Source organism: Vibrio tapetis subsp. quintayensis (assembly GCF_030409945.1).
Lineage (GTDB): Bacteria > Pseudomonadota > Gammaproteobacteria > Enterobacterales > Vibrionaceae > Vibrio > Vibrio quintayensis.
In genome coordinates this window covers 163,059-177,872 of sequence record NZ_JAUFQV010000028.1, presented here as the reverse complement: position 1 = coordinate 177,872, position 14,814 = coordinate 163,059, and the positions used below count along the sequence as shown (strand labels likewise).

Genomic DNA, 14,814 nt, shown 5'->3' with positions numbered 1-14,814 from the left:
AAAAATAACAGTTACTGAGTCTAACTGGTTTCAAAACTGAGTGCTATTCAAGTACACTGTCTCGAAGTCATATTTTTGCCAAATCTGTGGGAGTGAACAAGAATGGCGAGTATTGAAGCAGCACTGGCTGAAATTAAGCGCGGTGTAGAAGAGCTTATCCCTGAAGACGAGCTGATCGCGAAATTAAAAGAAGGTCGTCCGTTACGTATTAAATTGGGTGCTGATCCAACTGCGCCTGATATTCACCTTGGTCACACGGTGATTTTTAATAAACTTCGTCAGTTCCAAGATTTGGGCCACGAAGTGACGTTCTTGATCGGTGATTTTACCGCTATGGTTGGTGATCCGTCTGGTAAGAACACCACGCGTCCACCTCTAAGCCGTGAAGACGTACTTAGAAATGCAGAAACCTATAAAGAGCAGGTGTTTAAAATTTTAGACCCAGCAAAAACAGAGATTCGTTTTAACTCTGAATGGTTATCTGAATTAGGCGCTGAAGGTATGATTCGCCTAGCATCCAATCAAACGGTTGCTCGTATGCTTGAGCGTGATGACTTCAAAAAGCGTTATGCTGGTGGACAACCTATTGCCATCCACGAATTTATGTACCCGTTACTTCAAGGTCATGACTCTGTTGCGTTAAAGAGTGATGTAGAACTCGGTGGTACGGATCAGAAATTCAACTTACTGATGGGCCGTGAGCTACAAAAATCAGCAGGCCAAAAGCCACAATCTGTATTGATGATGCCACTACTGGTTGGTTTAGACGGCGTTAAGAAAATGTCTAAATCTGCTCATAACTATATTGGTATCAGTGATGCGCCAAGCGAAATGTTTGGTAAAATCATGTCGATTTCTGATGACCTAATGTGGAGCTACTACGAACTGTTGTCTTTCCGCCCATTGGCAGAAGTTGCGCAGTTTAAAGCCGACATTGAAGCAGGTAAAAACCCACGTGATGTGAAGATTTTGCTCGCAAAAGAAATCATTGCGCGCTTCCATACTGAAGCCGATGCTGATGCTGCAGAACAAGAGTTTATTAACCGCTTCCAAAAAGGCGCAATGCCAGACGAAATGCCAGAATTCGAATTCGAAGCCGGTTTGCCAATTGGTAACGTACTGAAAGAGGCGGCTTTGGTCAGCTCAACTTCAGATGCGATGCGCATGATCCGTCAAGGCGCTGCGAAAATCGATGGCGCGAAGATCGAAGATACTAAACTTGTACCGGAAGCAGGCACCGCTGTTTACCAAGTTGGTAAGCGCAAGTTTGCACGTATTACGATTAAATAAGACAAGTCTATTTTTCTTATGAATGAATAAATAGCTCCGCATGGCGGAGCTATTTTTTTGCCCATTTTCTTGGCTTATGGTCATTGGTTTTAAATCAAAATTCGGCTATAATTCGCCCGCTGCATTTTAGCAGTACATCTCATTTGGAGCGTTAAATGAACAATACCGACCATCCCCCAAGTAGGAGGGGAGAGAAATAACCGCTTCGGTATTGGCGCTTTTGCCCCTGCCTTAGTGGTAGGGATGCTATTTTATTATCCCCTTCGTATTTTTCTCCATACTTCTACTTACTTATAGATCTGTGTACTTTGCTGTGCTTAGCACTTAGCACTTAGCACTTCAGATCCTATATTGGTCGTCACCATTGCTAATCGGGAGATTCGCCATGACGGTAATGAATACCACTGCATACACTGCAGAGGAAATAGGAGCAGCGCACGGCGCGTTTGCACAATACGAACAAGAAACTCAACTTCATCTATTAACCGTGATGCCCATTGAAGAGGCTGTTGCCATTCTTCATTCGTGCACGATCGCCGAAGTTCAATGGTTTTTAACTAAGTTAGACCAAAGTGGCTTCACGAAACGCGCAAGGCATTACGCAATGCAACTGGGTTTTATTCACTCAGAAGCCGAAACCAGCCGTGGTTACTTATCGACTAGTGTTTTTGAGCACTTTCGGCAGCGTGTTGGCTGGATTGTCGCCTTAGCATTATTGGGCATAGTATCAGGTCTTATTATTGCTCAATATGAAGACACGTTAAGTCAACTAATGCTGTTAGCTATTTACATGCCAGTGATTGCAGCTGCAGGTGGTAATACTGGCTCTCAGGCGGCAACATTAGTGATACGAGCACTTGCGACTGGAGAGCTAAAAAAACGGCAATGGTTGGATGTGCTTTGGAAAGAAAGCCGTATCGCCGTATGCTTGGCGTTGGTCATCGCGATTGTTATGACTGGGCGAATTATGTTGTTTAGCGGGAACACGTCAACAGGTGGTTTTGACTTGGAAGTTATCGCAATAGCGATTGCGGTCGCACTGTTTATCCAAGTGACCATATCGACGACGCTCGGCGGTTTGCTACCTATTTTAGCCAGAGCCTGCAAGTTGGACCCTGCCGTGTTGGTGAGCCCAGTACTTGCGTCGGTTGTCGATATCTCAGGAATTTGGATCTACTTTAGTGTGGTGAACCATTTTCTTGGCCTAGCTTAATCGCGTCGGCATAAAACTGTTGTTCAAATTGATAGATAGGGGCGAGCACATTTGGTGACTCGCCTTTTTTATCGCTGTCTTTTTTTACAGGGTGATAGTCACCCACAAATTGAACAAACAGGGCTGTGGGTTGCTTTTGCTTATCCAGAATGTATCCGGCCATGTTATAGCTGCCGTATACCGAGCCGCTTTTTGCTTGAATTTGTCCTTTAATCGGTGCGTTGCGCATACTTTTTCGATATTTCAGAGTGCCACTTTCACCAGAAACAGGCAGTGAAGCGATTAAATTCAGCTCTTTATCATGCTGCCAAATATAACTGAGAACTTGCTGCATATCATCGGCGGTCATTCTGTTATTGCGAGATAGACCTGAACCATCCGCAAGCTTTGCGTGTTCTAAATTAATGCCAGTATTGGCGAAAATGATTTGCTTGATCGCTTCAGTACCATTAGCAAAGCTGCCGGCTTGAAAGAAAAACTCCCGGCCGAGGGTTTTTGTCAGGTTGTCGGCAATCAAGTTATCTGAACGTTTAAGCATGGTATCGAGCAGCTGATTAAGTGGTTCCGACTGATGACTAGCTATAACCACACCCTGATTGGGTACCGACTTAGTGAGTATCTTGCCTGTAAATTCGATTCGATTCTCTTTTAGTAAGCGGGTTAACACGTGCTGGGTGTAATCAACAGTGTCTTGCACTGCAAATTTGAGTGGCAAAGGCTTATTCCGGTGGCTCATACAGCCAGACAAGTGATATTGATTGCCACTTTTTGTGGTCAATTCTAAATCACATTGTTGCGATTTTTTATCTATAGTGGACAAACTCTTAGCATCACTGGTGACGGTAATCGGTTGGTGCGCAGGCACAAAGGTCTGGGTTTTATTAGACAAAGTGGAAGAAATAGACGCCTGAACGCAATTGCGATCGAGCGTAATGGCACTGGCTGGCGCACTGTAGCAAACCCCTAAAATATCCCATGGCCAACCAACGGCACGCTCATAGCCGCTAAAGACACTGTTATCTAAATAAATATTCGATACTTTATTAATCCCTTTTTGCTTGATGGTTTTTAGCAAGGCATTCAAATGGGCGTTGGTTAAGGTTGGGTCGCCGGAAAAACGAACCACTAACTCTGAGCCAATGCGCTCTATTTGAGTTTCAAAGCGATAATCATCACCAAGTTCAAGTTTAGCCGCTAGTGCAGTGACGACTTTTAGAGTGCTTGCTGGTGCAAAAAATTGTTTGCTGTCTTGCTCTACGAAAATTTGGCTCTCATTTGCGACGATTAAACTGGCCCGGGCGCCATAGGGCAATAAATCGCTAGATGAATTGGCAAAGCTTGCGAAATGTACAGTTGATAAGCTAACAAGAGTGACAAGTGATAGGAATAATCGCATTGCTAAATAGGAAGTTGATTGGGGTTAGGGTTCAGTATAGCAATTGCGTAGCATTTTGTTTAGGCATAAAAAAACGCTCGCAGATGCGAGCGTTTAGAGATTCTTTATTAGCTAAAAGCCAAATTAGAAGTCGTAACGTAGGCCAAGTACAGCTTGGTCTTGTGCTTCGATCTTAGTAATGTTCGCTTTGCTGTCATCAAGCAAGTTGAAGTTGTAAGATACGTAAGTACGGAAGTTAGCGTTGAAGAAGTAAGAAGCGTCGATAGCTACGCTGTCTTTATCAATTTCTTTCGCATTGTTTGCTTCAGTAGAGTCAAAACGGTTGTAGGTAGTTGTGAATTTAGCTTGGCCTAGAGTGTAAGCTGCAGCTAGTTCGTAACCGTTACCTTTTGTTTCAACGTTAGCATCATTTGACGTTACGTTAGTGTAAAGACCAGCAAAGTAGAAGTCGCTGATTGCGTAAGATGCACCAAGCATAAACTCGTTAGCATCTTTAGTTGCGCCATCTTCTTGAGAAGCGTAAGCACCTGTTACACGAGCGCCAGTGTCGCCGATGTTGTAGATAGCAGAAGCTGCGTAGCCGCTGTTCTTATCGCTGTCTACTTTATCTTCAGAGCTTGCGAATGTGTAGTTAGCACGTAGCTCAACACCAGAGAACTCACCAGCGTATGCGATAGATTGGTCTGGACGATCAGCCGTTCCTAGTTTAGGCGCTGCACTGTTACCGTGGTATGCCATGATATCAGTGAAATCAGTTACAGCTTGTAGAGAACCTTTAACAGTACCCACTGTTACTTCACCAAATGCACCACCGATACCAGTGTACATGTAACGGTGTTCAACAGTGTCGTTGTTGAAGCCGTTAGCATCAGATTTTTTAGCAGTTGCTTTGAACTCACCTTCGTAGAAACCAAGACCGTATAGACCGTCAGTGATTTGAGTTTTGCCTAGAAAGTTTAGACGAACGCGAGACTGATCTTCAGTTTTGCCGTCTTGGATAGCTAGACGCGCTTCAACACGGCCGCCCATTTCTAGAGAAGAAGTGTCGTTTTTTGCGATTTCAGCAGCTGATGCGCCAGTAGCGGTTGCAGCAGCAGCGATTGCTAGAGCGATAAATTTCTTGTTCATTGGTTTCTAAGTCCTAATTTATAGTCCATAACAAGCAGTAGAGGGTGGTTCCTCACTACTTATAGATGCGAATGATATCAGTGGCAGTGGACTGCGTGATGTCTCTCGCATTTCAAGGTGGTTATGTTGTACCTCTAAAGTTCACTCTTCAGGTAGTAAAATGATATAAAAATATCAACTGCACACTGTTTTATTGTGTTGTTTTATGTTTAATTTTTAATTAAAACAGTGCTTTGCTTATTTTTGTGAACTATTGATGACAAAAATGTTTTATATCTTTTTATGTTGATTTTGAGAGTGATTCGTTGTTTTGTGCGAATTTATATTTTTTTTATGTGTTGGGTGTTGACGAGATAAATCATTGACTAGATGGGAAATGTGATCACGATCTAGGTTTTTAGATGACCTATTTGGTTAGTTTGATTACACTAGAACAAATGTTGAAATCCCCCTTACTTCGATGAATCGCATCGGAGTGGGGTTGTATTGTCTGAATGTAGTTAAAAGCACAAAGCCCACCTAACCGGTTAACTCTGCCTGCTTTTACGTTAGAGGTTTAAAATGGAAAAAGTCCCTATGACTGCGCGTGGCGAAGAAAAGCTACGTGAAGAACTTGATGTGTTGATTAAGCGTCGTCCTATTATTTCACAAGCTATCGGTGAAGCTCGTGAGTTGGGTGACCTAAAAGAAAACGCAGAGTACCATGCAGCACGTGAAGAGCAGGGTGTATGTGAAGCGCAGATCCGAGATATCGAATACAAGTTGTCTGTTGCTCAGGTTATTGATGTCACTAAAATGGAAAATACGGGTAAAGTGATTTTCGGCACAACCGTAACCTTGATTGATATCGATACTGATAAAGAAGTGACTTACCAAATTGTTGGTGAAGATGAAGCCGAGATTCGCGCTGGCAAAATCTCAGTAAGCTCGCCAATTGCTCGTGGTTTGATTGGTAAACTAGAAGGCGACGAAGTTTCTATCAGCACCCCTGGTGGTGATAAAGACTACGAGATTGATAAAGTAGCGTATGTTTAGAGTACTAAAAGCTAAGTACTAAAAGCTAAGTAGAAGAGCAAGAGCACCATCGCTGTTGCTCTTTTCTTTTATAGTCTCTAGTAGCAAAGCGCTCTAGTTTTTAGAAAGGTGCTTCTGAGCGTTCTGTACTCTGGCTTAAAAAACAAAAAAGGTCGCAATTTAAATTGCGACCTTTTTTTGCATTGTAAGCAGACAGTTGTCTATGCTTACTAGCGAGTATCCTACTTGCGAGGGATTTCGATTTTACGCGCTTCTGATTGGCGGAAAAGTACCAGTGTTTTACCAATGGTTTGTACTTTTTCTGCTTTGGTTTCGCGAACAATTGCATCGATAATCAATTGTTTAGTATCACGGTCTTCTGATGCAACTTTAATTTTGATCAGTTCGTGATGGTCGAGTGCTAACTCTATTTCCGCTAGCACAGCCTCAGTTAATCCGTTTGCGCCCATTAGCACGACAGGTTTTAAACTGTGAGCTAGGCCTTTGAGATGCTGTTTTTGTTTTGTGCTTAGGTTCATTACGCGGCCAATTTTATTTATCATAGGGTTGAAAAGAAGACATTCTACCGCCATCTAATCCCGAAGACTATAGTTTATTGGGTAACGATAATTACCGTTTAGTTAGGAATCGAATGAGCAAGCAAAAGCACTCGGCCAGTTCAGGTCGTTGGTTGAAAGAACATTTTGATGATAAATACGTGAAAGAAGCCCAAAAACGCGGCTATCGTTCTCGTGCCATTTTTAAAATAAAAGAGATTCAAGAAAAAGATAAGCTACTTAAACCTGGCATGACGGTTGTCGATTTAGGGGCCGCGCCTGGTGGCTGGTCTCAATACGCGACAAAAATCGTCGGTGATGAGGGGCAAGTGATTGCTTGTGATATCTTACCGATGGACCCAATTTCAGGGGTTTCGTTCTTGCAGGGTGATTTCCGTGAAGAAGCGGTATTAGATGCATTGCTTGAGCGCATTCAACCGAATATGGTTGATGTGGTGATGTCTGATATGGCGCCAAACATGGCGGGTAACCAATCTGTGGATCAACCTCGCGCGATGTACTTGATTGAGTTAGCGCTGGATATGTGTCGACAAGTCTTGATACCTGGCGGTAGTTTTACTGTGAAAGTGTTTCAGGGCGAAAGTTTTGAGCAATACGTAAAAGAAGTTCGTGCTATGTTCAAAGTAGTGAAAATTCGCAAGCCAGATTCCTCACGAGCCCGCTCACGAGAAGTCTATATTGTAGCAACTGGTTACAAAGGCTAGCAGTTAGTCACTAAAGAGTGAAGTACAGCAACAATGAGCAAGTTAACACTGTAGCTACAGGTTTTAAACTGTAGTACCCTACCTTTAATTACAATCAGTTATCGAGAGGCTGCCACCTTGAGTGATATGGCAAAAAATCTAATATTGTGGCTAGTAATCGCAGTAGTCTTGATGTCGGTTTTCCAGAGCTTTGGCCCTGGAGAAAGCAACGGAAAAGCTGTGGATTACACCACATTCGTACAGGAAGTTGGCCAAGGCCAGATTCGAGAAGCGCAGTTTAACGATAGAGAAATTACATTCTATCGTCGTGATAACTCACGTTACGTGACGTACATGCCTGTCTATGACAGCAAATTACTGGACGATTTGATCAATCAAAACGTAAAAGTAATGGGTACGCCACCGGAAGAGCAAAGTCTACTCGGTACTATCTTTATCTCATGGTTCCCAATGATCTTGTTGATCGGTGTATGGATATTCTTCATGCGTCAGATGCAAGGCGGCGGTGGCGGTAAAGGCGCAATGTCATTTGGCAAAAGCAAAGCCCGCATGATGAGTGAAGAGCAGATAAAAACTACTTTTGGCGACGTCGCAGGCTGTGATGAAGCAAAAGAAGATGTAAAAGAGCTCGTTGATTACTTACGTGACCCAAGCCGTTTCCAAAAATTGGGTGGTAAAATTCCAACGGGTGTCTTGTTAGTCGGTCCTCCGGGTACGGGTAAAACCTTGCTAGCGAAAGCCATTGCTGGTGAAGCAAAAGTACCATTCTTTACTATTTCAGGTTCTGATTTCGTTGAAATGTTCGTTGGTGTTGGTGCATCTCGTGTGCGTGACATGTTTGAACAAGCGAAAAAAGCCTCACCATGTATCATCTTTATTGATGAAATCGATGCCGTAGGTCGCCAACGTGGCGCTGGTGTTGGTGGTGGTCACGATGAACGTGAGCAAACATTGAACCAAATGCTGGTTGAAATGGATGGTTTTGAAGGTAACGAAGGTATCATTGTTATTGCTGCGACTAACCGTCCAGACGTACTTGACCCGGCGCTACTTCGTCCTGGACGTTTTGACCGCCAAGTTGTTGTAGGTCTACCGGATGTTCGTGGTCGTGAGCAGATCTTGAAAGTTCATATGCGTAAAGTTCCGCTGTCGGGTGATGTTGAACCATCTCTGATTGCACGTGGTACACCTGGCTTCTCTGGTGCAGATCTTGCCAACCTAGTTAACGAAGCTGCATTGTTCGCCGCTCGTGGCAATAAGCGCAACGTCTCCATGGTTGAGTTTGAACTTGCTAAAGATAAAATCATGATGGGCGCAGAGCGTCGTTCAATGGTGCTATCTGAAGATACTAAAGAGTCAACGGCATACCATGAAGCGGGTCATGCCATTGTTGGTCGCCTTGTTCCTGAGCATGATCCAGTTTACAAAGTGTCTATCATCCCGCGTGGACGTGCACTTGGTGTGACTATGTACTTGCCAGAACAAGATCGCGTTAGCATGAACAGACAACACTTAGAGTCTATGATTTCTAGCCTATACGGTGGCCGTTTGGCCGAAGAAATCATCTATGGCGTAGATAAAGTGTCGACGGGTGCATCAAACGATATTGAACGAGCAACGGATATCGCGCGTAAAATGGTTACGCAATGGGGTTTCTCTGAAAAGCTAGGTCCATTGTTATACGCAGAAGACGAAGGAGAGGTTTTCCTTGGTCGTAGCGTAACGCAGACTAAGCATGTGTCTAACGATACGGCGAAGCTGATTGATGAAGAAGTACGTATCATCATCGACCGTAACTATGACCGTGCACGTAAAATCTTGGAAGAAAATATCGACATCATGCACACCATGAAAGATGCATTGGTTAAGTTTGAAACTATCGATGCAGGTCAAATTGATGATTTGATGGAACGAAAAGAAGACATCCGTGATCCTGCAGGCTGGGGTGACCACTCAGCTGCGCAAGAAGCTTCGAATGCGAAAGCTGAAGAATCTGCTAAAGCGGATGCTCAAAAAGACGATGAATCTAAAGCTACTTCGCAAGAAGTTCAGGATGAAGCGTCAAAATCGGATGATCAAAAATCTGATGATGTAGCAGAAGAAAAGAAAAACAAAGACGCAGAGTAATTATCGTCGTTGTTTCAAGCCCCGAGGAAACTCGGGGTTTTTCTGTTTCAGAAAGTAAATAATTTTAGTCGAATAAACGTAAGTGTTTAATTATGCTCGAAGCCAATGGTAAAAAGTTAAGTCTAGAGACTCCACAAGTCATGGGCATACTCAATGTCACTCCGGATTCCTTTTCTGACGGTGGTCGTTTTTGTGCGGTTGAAGATGCAATAAAGCAAGCACAAGCCATGATCAAGGCGGGTGCAACAATCATTGATATTGGTGGTGAATCAACCAGGCCGGGAGCACCTGATGTTCAATTAGAAGAAGAACTCGCAAGAGTCGTTCCTGTAATTGAAGCATTGCGAAGTATATCGGATGTTTGGATATCTATTGATACCAGTAAAGCTGAAGTGATGCGCCAAGCGGTACAAGCCGGCGCAGATATCATCAATGATGTCAGAGCCCTGCAAGAGCCTCATGCCCTAGAGGTTGCTGCGAGTGCGAACGTTCCTGTTTGTCTTATGCACATGCAAGGCCAGCCCAGAACGATGCAGTCGGCACCAAGTTACGAGAACCTGCTGCAAGATGTCTCAAATTTTTTAGCTGACCGAACTCAAGCGTGTGAAGCGGCAGGCATCGATAAAAGTAAACTTATCTTAGACCCTGGGTTTGGCTTTGGTAAAACGTTGGAACACAATTATCAGCTGCTGGCTAACTTGGAATATTTCCATCAATTTGGATTGCCTATTCTTGCCGGAATGTCACGAAAGTCGATGATATTTAAGTTACTTGATAAAGCCCCTGCTGATTCTGTTATTGGCAGCGTTACCTGTGCCAGTATTGCTGCACTAAAAGGCGCTCAGATTATTCGAGTCCACGACGTAGAAGAAACCGTCGATGCGATAAAAATAATCAAGATGATCAGCGCCAATCAAATTAATTAAATCTAATAATTAGAAAGGAAATTCTATGTCTACAAGACGTTATTTTGGTACCGACGGTGTGCGCGGTAAAGTTGGCCAATACCCAATTACCCCAGACTTCGTATTAAAATTAGGCTGGGCTGCTGGTCGTGTTTTAGCTAAGCAGGGCACCAAAAAAGTTATTATCGGTAAAGATACGCGCATCTCTGGTTACATGCTGGAATCTGCACTGGAAGCCGGTTTGGCCGCTGCAGGTCTTAAAGCGACCTTTACTGGCCCAATGCCAACACCAGCTGTTGCGTATTTGACACAAACTTTCCGTGCCGAAGCCGGTATCGTGATTTCTGCCTCTCACAATCCTTATTACGATAACGGCATTAAATTCTTCTCTTCAGAGGGCACTAAGCTTTCAGATGAAATTGAATTAGCCATTGAAGCTGAACTTGATAAAGATATTGAGTGTGTTGAATCCGCAGATCTCGGTAAAGCAGTTCGCCTTGATGATGCTGCTGGTCGTTACATTGAATTTTGTAAAGGCACATTCCCAAGTGAACTTAGCTTAGCTGGCATGAAAATCGTTATCGATTGTGCGCATGGTGCAACTTACCATATTGCACCGAGCGTATTCAGTGAGCTAGGGGCGGATGTTGTTGCGATGGGCTGTGAGCCAAACGGTACTAATATCAACCATGAAGTGGGTGCCACCGATGTGCGCGCACTGCAGAAGCGTGTTGTAGAAGAGAAAGCTGCACTCGGCTTAGCCTTTGATGGTGACGGTGACCGTATCATCATGGTTGATGAACTTGGCAACAAAGTTGATGGTGACCAAATTGCTTACATCATTGCTCGTGACGCGCTTCGTCGTGGAGAGCTAAAAGGCGGCGTTGTTGGTACATTGATGACTAACTTAGGTATGGAAAATGGCCTTAAGCAATTAGGTATCCCATTCGTACGTGCATCTGTTGGTGACCGCTACGTAATGGAACAGTTGATAGCAAAAGGTTGGAAGATCGGTGCAGAAAACTCAGGTCACGTTATCTTACTTGATAAAGTCACCACTGGTGATGCTATCGTCGCTGCTCTACAGGTACTTGCTTCTGTCATTGGTAGTGAAATGACCCTGAATGAGTTATCACAAGGTATGACGCTTTACCCACAAGTATTAATTAATGTGAGATTTAGTGGTGACTCAAATCCTTTGGACTCTGAAGCAGTAAAAGCGGCGGTTCAAGCGGTGGAAGCGAATTTGGGCGATAAAGGCCGAGTATTATTACGTAAGTCAGGCACCGAGCCGTTACTTCGAGTGATGGTTGAAGGTGAAGATGGCGAGTTAGTACAGCAATCGGCGACTGATATTGCCGAGGCGGTAAAAGCCAGCTGTTAAAGGAGTCGGCAGCAGGGGAGGGCTAACTCTTCTGCTGTGAGTTCTTTCTATTCGTATTTAAAATAACCTTCTTTGTGCTATTTTTAGCCAAACGCGCTTAAAAGGTTACATTTTCTTGAATTTTTACTTGTCAGCGCATAAGGCTTTCGCTAGTATTGCTCGGCCTTCAGGAATGAAGGTGCGCTAGCCTTGTCTCTCGAATCTAATTTTATGTAGATTAGTTCAATACGACGGCGCTGGCTCAACAATTTTGAACATAGGTGGAAGGCATGTATACAGTTCTACTTGTGATTTACCTGTTGGCAGCGGTTGGTGTAATTGGCCTAGTGTTGATTCAACAAGGTAAAGGCGCAGACATGGGAGCTTCGTTCGGAGCGGGTGCATCAAATACAGTATTTGGCGCCGGTGGCTCAGGAAATTTCCTAACCCGAACAACTGCAATTCTTGCAACAGTATTTTTCATCGCTAGCTTAGCGTTAGGTCGTATGTCTACGCACACGACTGAGTCTCAATGGATTGACCCAACTTTAGGTCAAACTGTTGAACAAGCTACTGATGTATTGAGTGAGTTACCCGCTGAGAAAAGCGACGAGATTCCTCAGTAATAGAATAGATGCCGAGATGGTGAAATTGGTAGACACGCTAGCATGAGGTGCTAGTGCCTTAGGGTGTGGGGGTTCAAGTCCCCCTCTCGGCACCATGATTTACAAACTTGTAAAAAACTTGTTCGAGCGTATAATGCTCGACAGTCGGACGCGGGATGGAGCAGTTTGGTAGCTCGTCGGGCTCATAACCCGAAGGTCGTCGGTTCAAATCCGGCTCCCGCAACCAATTCTCAACTTGGTTTATCTGAGTTTGAGTAATGGATGCAAGTTTGCGCGATACGTTAATACTATATGTTGATAACGGATTGCGAGCTAAGTGAAATCGTCGCTTAGCAATATCAGGGTCCAGCAGCAAAAACCCCGACTAATTCGGGGTTTTTTGTTATCTGTATTTTAGTTTTTTTAAAGTACAGGGTGCGCTTGGTAAAATCGATAGGGCTATATGCCCTTTTTTTGTTTCTAGAGTGGTTATCTAAGGGTGGTATCATGACTGGTTTAGAGAGACAACTAACAGAATTACTTGAGGCGCCAGTGGCTGCTTCAGGTTATGAATTGGTTGGATTAGAGTTTATCCGTGCGGGTGAACACTCAACGCTTCGTGTCTTTATTGATCACGAAAATGGCATCTTTGTTGATGATTGTGCGGAAGTAAGCCGTCAGGTTAGCGCAGTGATGGACGTTGAAGACCCAATTACCGTTGCTTATAACCTAGAGGTCTCATCACCTGGTTTAGAGCGACCACTTTTCAAAGTAGAGCATTACGAACAATTTATTGGTCACGAGGTCAATCTTGTTTTGAAAATGGCTATGAGCAACCGTCGCAAGTGGAAAGGTGTGATTGAAACCGTAGAAGGTGAGACAATTACACTAACAGTAGATGGTGAGAAAGAAGAATTTGCTCTTAGCAATATTTCGAAAGCTAACCTGATCCCTAAATTTTAGTTCTCATAGAGAAAAGAGCTTAAGAGGCTAGATTAATGAACAGAGAAATTTTAGCGGTTGTAGAGGCTGTTTCAAACGAAAAAGCAGTACCTCGTGAGCGTATTTTTGAAGCGCTTGAAATCGCATTAGCGACAGCTACAAAGAAAAAACACGAATTAGAAATCGAAGTACGCGTCGAGATCGATCGCAAAACAGGTAACTTCGATACATTCCGTCGTTGGTTGATTGTTGAGGAAGTAGAAAGCCCAACAAACGAAATCTCAATTGAAGCGGCGCAATACGAAGACCCTGAATTGCAACTGGGCGACTACGTTGAAGATGACATCGATTCAGTAACGTTTGACCGAATTACGACTCAAACAGCTAAGCAAGTTATCGTACAGAAAGTACGTGAAGCTGAGCGTGCACAAATCGTTGAGCAGTTTATTGACAACGAAGGTGACCTAGTTACTGGCGTTGTTAAAAAAGTGAACCGCGATACCGTTATCCTTGATTTAGGTAATAATGCAGAGTCCGTTATCCTACGTGATGACCAACTTCCGCGTGAAAACTTCCGTCCGGGTGACCGTGTTCGTGGTCTTCTTTACAAAGTTGCTCCTGAAGCGCGTGGTTTCCAACTGTTCATCACACGTTCTAAGCCTGAAATGCTTTCTGAGCTTTTCCGTGTTGAAGTGCCAGAAATTGCAGAAGAGCTTATCGAATTAAAAGCGGCAGCTCGCGATCCAGGCTCACGTGCTAAAATTGCAGTTAAGACTAACGACAAACGTATTGACCCTGTTGGTGCTTGTGTTGGTATGCGTGGTGCACGTGTACAAGCAGTTTCAAGCGAACTTGGCGGTGAGCGTATTGATATCGTGCTTTGGGATGATAACCCAGCACAATTCGTTATCAATGCAATGGCTCCTGCTGATGTAGCATCTATCATTGTCGATGAAGACGCGCACTCAATGGACATCGCAGTAGAAGCAGATAATCTTGCTCAAGCGATCGGCCGTGCTGGTCAAAACGTTCGTCTAGCGTCTCAGCTTACTGGCTGGGAATTGAACGTAATGACTGTTGCTGACCTTGAGAAGAAGCACCAAGAAGAATCTGTTGCTGCTATTGAAAACTTCATGAAGTACCTAGACATCGAGCAAGACTTTGCTGAGTTGTTGGTTGAAGAAGGTTTCTCTACGCTTGAAGAAGTGGCTTACGTGCCAGTGAACGAGTTGATGGAAGTTGATGGCTTGAACGAAGAAATGGTAGAAGAGCTTCGCCAACGTGCGAAAGATGCGCTTACTACTCTTGCTCTTGCTCAAGAAGAAACATTCGACGGCGTTGAGCCAGCTGAAGACCTACTAGGTCTGGAAGGTTTAGAGCGTGAAATGGCGTTCAAACTTGCAGCAAAAGGTGTTGCAACGTTAGAAGACCTTGCTGACCAAGGTGTTGACGAATTAGAAGGTATTGAAGGATTGACCGAAGAACGTGCTGGTGAGCTTATCATGGCTGCACGTAACATCTGTTGGTTCGGCGACGAAGAATAATTGAT

At 44.0% G+C, this 14,814-nt stretch carries 13 protein-coding genes and 2 tRNA genes; 12 read left to right on the top strand and 3 right to left on the bottom strand.

The genetic code is table 11. The annotated features are described in order from the left end of the window. Window positions 1-102: 102 nt before the first annotated feature. Together tyrS and QWZ04_RS14240 are read left to right on the top strand one after the other, a co-directional pair. Window positions 103-1,290 carry a tyrosine--tRNA ligase gene (gene tyrS, locus QWZ04_RS14245; protein WP_290328938.1) on the top strand — a complete coding sequence of 396 codons (1,188 nt, stop codon included), beginning with the start codon at window positions 103-105 and terminating at the stop codon, window positions 1,288-1,290. 385 nt (window positions 1,291-1,675) lie between these two features. Beyond that, window positions 1,676-2,503, top strand: a complete 828-nt coding sequence (locus QWZ04_RS14240) for a magnesium transporter (protein WP_290328937.1) — start codon at window positions 1,676-1,678, stop codon at window positions 2,501-2,503. On the opposite strand, the gene dacB is transcribed toward QWZ04_RS14240, so the two are convergent. Further along, entirely contained in the window at window positions 2,469-3,899 is a 1,431-nt protein-coding gene (gene dacB / locus QWZ04_RS14235) for a serine-type D-Ala-D-Ala carboxypeptidase (protein WP_290328936.1), read from the bottom strand. The two genes, QWZ04_RS14240 and dacB, sit on opposite strands and share 35 nt — an antisense overlap. Window positions 3,900-4,022: 123 nt before the next feature. Continuing rightward, window positions 4,023-5,027: a porin gene (locus QWZ04_RS14230; protein WP_290328935.1), complete on the bottom strand. Its 1,005-nt coding sequence runs from the start codon at window positions 5,025-5,027 to the stop codon at window positions 4,023-4,025. 561 nt (window positions 5,028-5,588) lie between these two features. Here QWZ04_RS14230 and greA point away from each other — a divergent pair. Continuing rightward, window positions 5,589-6,062, top strand: a complete 474-nt coding sequence (gene greA / locus QWZ04_RS14225; RefSeq protein WP_102522215.1) for a transcription elongation factor GreA — start codon at window positions 5,589-5,591, stop codon at window positions 6,060-6,062. Window positions 6,063-6,283: 221 nt separating this feature from the next. On the opposite strand, the gene yhbY is transcribed toward greA, so the two are convergent. Then, window positions 6,284-6,580 (bottom strand): ribosome assembly RNA-binding protein YhbY, encoded by a 297-nt coding sequence (yhbY, locus tag QWZ04_RS14220; RefSeq protein WP_102523932.1) that lies wholly within the window; start codon window positions 6,578-6,580, stop codon window positions 6,284-6,286. Window positions 6,581-6,693: 113 nt separating this feature from the next. Between yhbY and rlmE the strand changes: the two genes are divergently transcribed. The 9 genes from rlmE to nusA all read left to right on the top strand — a co-directional run bounded on the left by rlmE (window position 6,694) and on the right by nusA (window position 14,809). Next, window positions 6,694-7,323 (top strand): 23S rRNA (uridine(2552)-2'-O)-methyltransferase RlmE, encoded by a 630-nt coding sequence (gene rlmE / locus QWZ04_RS14215; protein WP_290328934.1) that lies wholly within the window; start codon window positions 6,694-6,696, stop codon window positions 7,321-7,323. Between the two features lie 126 nt (window positions 7,324-7,449). After that, a complete protein-coding gene (gene ftsH, locus QWZ04_RS14210) occupies window positions 7,450-9,450 on the top strand; it encodes an ATP-dependent zinc metalloprotease FtsH (protein WP_290328933.1) in 2,001 nt (666 codons plus the stop codon). Window positions 9,451-9,542: 92 nt separating this feature from the next. Further along, the gene (folP, locus tag QWZ04_RS14205) at window positions 9,543-10,376 is read left to right on the top strand and encodes a dihydropteroate synthase (protein WP_435433619.1); all 834 of its coding nucleotides are present in this window, start codon (window positions 9,543-9,545) and stop codon (window positions 10,374-10,376) included. Between the two features lie 25 nt (window positions 10,377-10,401). After that, window positions 10,402-11,739 (top strand): phosphoglucosamine mutase, encoded by a 1,338-nt coding sequence (gene glmM, locus QWZ04_RS14200; protein WP_290328932.1) that lies wholly within the window; start codon window positions 10,402-10,404, stop codon window positions 11,737-11,739. A 269-nt stretch (window positions 11,740-12,008) separates the two neighbouring features. Then, on the top strand, window positions 12,009-12,344 hold the full coding sequence (secG, locus tag QWZ04_RS14195) for a preprotein translocase subunit SecG (protein ID WP_290328931.1): 336 nt from the start codon (window positions 12,009-12,011) through the stop codon (window positions 12,342-12,344). 10 nt (window positions 12,345-12,354) lie between these two features. Beyond that, a tRNA-Leu gene (locus tag QWZ04_RS14190) sits at window positions 12,355-12,439 on the top strand. 54 nt (window positions 12,440-12,493) lie between these two features. Further along, a tRNA-Met gene (locus tag QWZ04_RS14185) sits at window positions 12,494-12,570 on the top strand. A gap of 260 nt (window positions 12,571-12,830) precedes the next feature. Further along, on the top strand, window positions 12,831-13,286 hold the full coding sequence (gene rimP / locus QWZ04_RS14180) for a ribosome maturation factor RimP (protein ID WP_290328930.1): 456 nt from the start codon (window positions 12,831-12,833) through the stop codon (window positions 13,284-13,286). A 35-nt stretch (window positions 13,287-13,321) separates the two neighbouring features. Further along, window positions 13,322-14,809, top strand: coding sequence for a transcription termination factor NusA (gene nusA, locus QWZ04_RS14175; protein WP_290328929.1), 1,488 nt, complete (start codon window positions 13,322-13,324; stop codon window positions 14,807-14,809). The last annotated feature ends 5 nt before the right edge of the window (window positions 14,810-14,814 follow it).

Coding starts and splice junctions, on each gene's coding strand:
- tyrS (WP_290328938.1), top strand. CDS start 103: ATGGCGAGTATTGAAGCAGCACTGGCTGAAATTAAGCGCGGTGTAGAA.
- QWZ04_RS14240 (WP_290328937.1), top strand. CDS start 1,676: ATGACGGTAATGAATACCACTGCATACACTGCAGAGGAAATAGGAGCA.
- dacB (WP_290328936.1), bottom strand. CDS start 3,899: ATGCGATTATTCCTATCACTTGTCACTCTTGTTAGCTTATCAACTGTA.
- QWZ04_RS14230 (WP_290328935.1), bottom strand. CDS start 5,027: ATGAACAAGAAATTTATCGCTCTAGCAATCGCTGCTGCTGCAACCGCT.
- greA (WP_102522215.1), top strand. CDS start 5,589: ATGGAAAAAGTCCCTATGACTGCGCGTGGCGAAGAAAAGCTACGTGAA.
- yhbY (WP_102523932.1), bottom strand. CDS start 6,580: ATGAACCTAAGCACAAAACAAAAACAGCATCTCAAAGGCCTAGCTCAC.
- rlmE (WP_290328934.1), top strand. CDS start 6,694: ATGAGCAAGCAAAAGCACTCGGCCAGTTCAGGTCGTTGGTTGAAAGAA.
- ftsH (WP_290328933.1), top strand. CDS start 7,450: ATGGCAAAAAATCTAATATTGTGGCTAGTAATCGCAGTAGTCTTGATG.
- folP (WP_435433619.1), top strand. CDS start 9,543: ATGCTCGAAGCCAATGGTAAAAAGTTAAGTCTAGAGACTCCACAAGTC.
- glmM (WP_290328932.1), top strand. CDS start 10,402: ATGTCTACAAGACGTTATTTTGGTACCGACGGTGTGCGCGGTAAAGTT.
- secG (WP_290328931.1), top strand. CDS start 12,009: ATGTATACAGTTCTACTTGTGATTTACCTGTTGGCAGCGGTTGGTGTA.
- rimP (WP_290328930.1), top strand. CDS start 12,831: ATGACTGGTTTAGAGAGACAACTAACAGAATTACTTGAGGCGCCAGTG.
- nusA (WP_290328929.1), top strand. CDS start 13,322: ATGAACAGAGAAATTTTAGCGGTTGTAGAGGCTGTTTCAAACGAAAAA.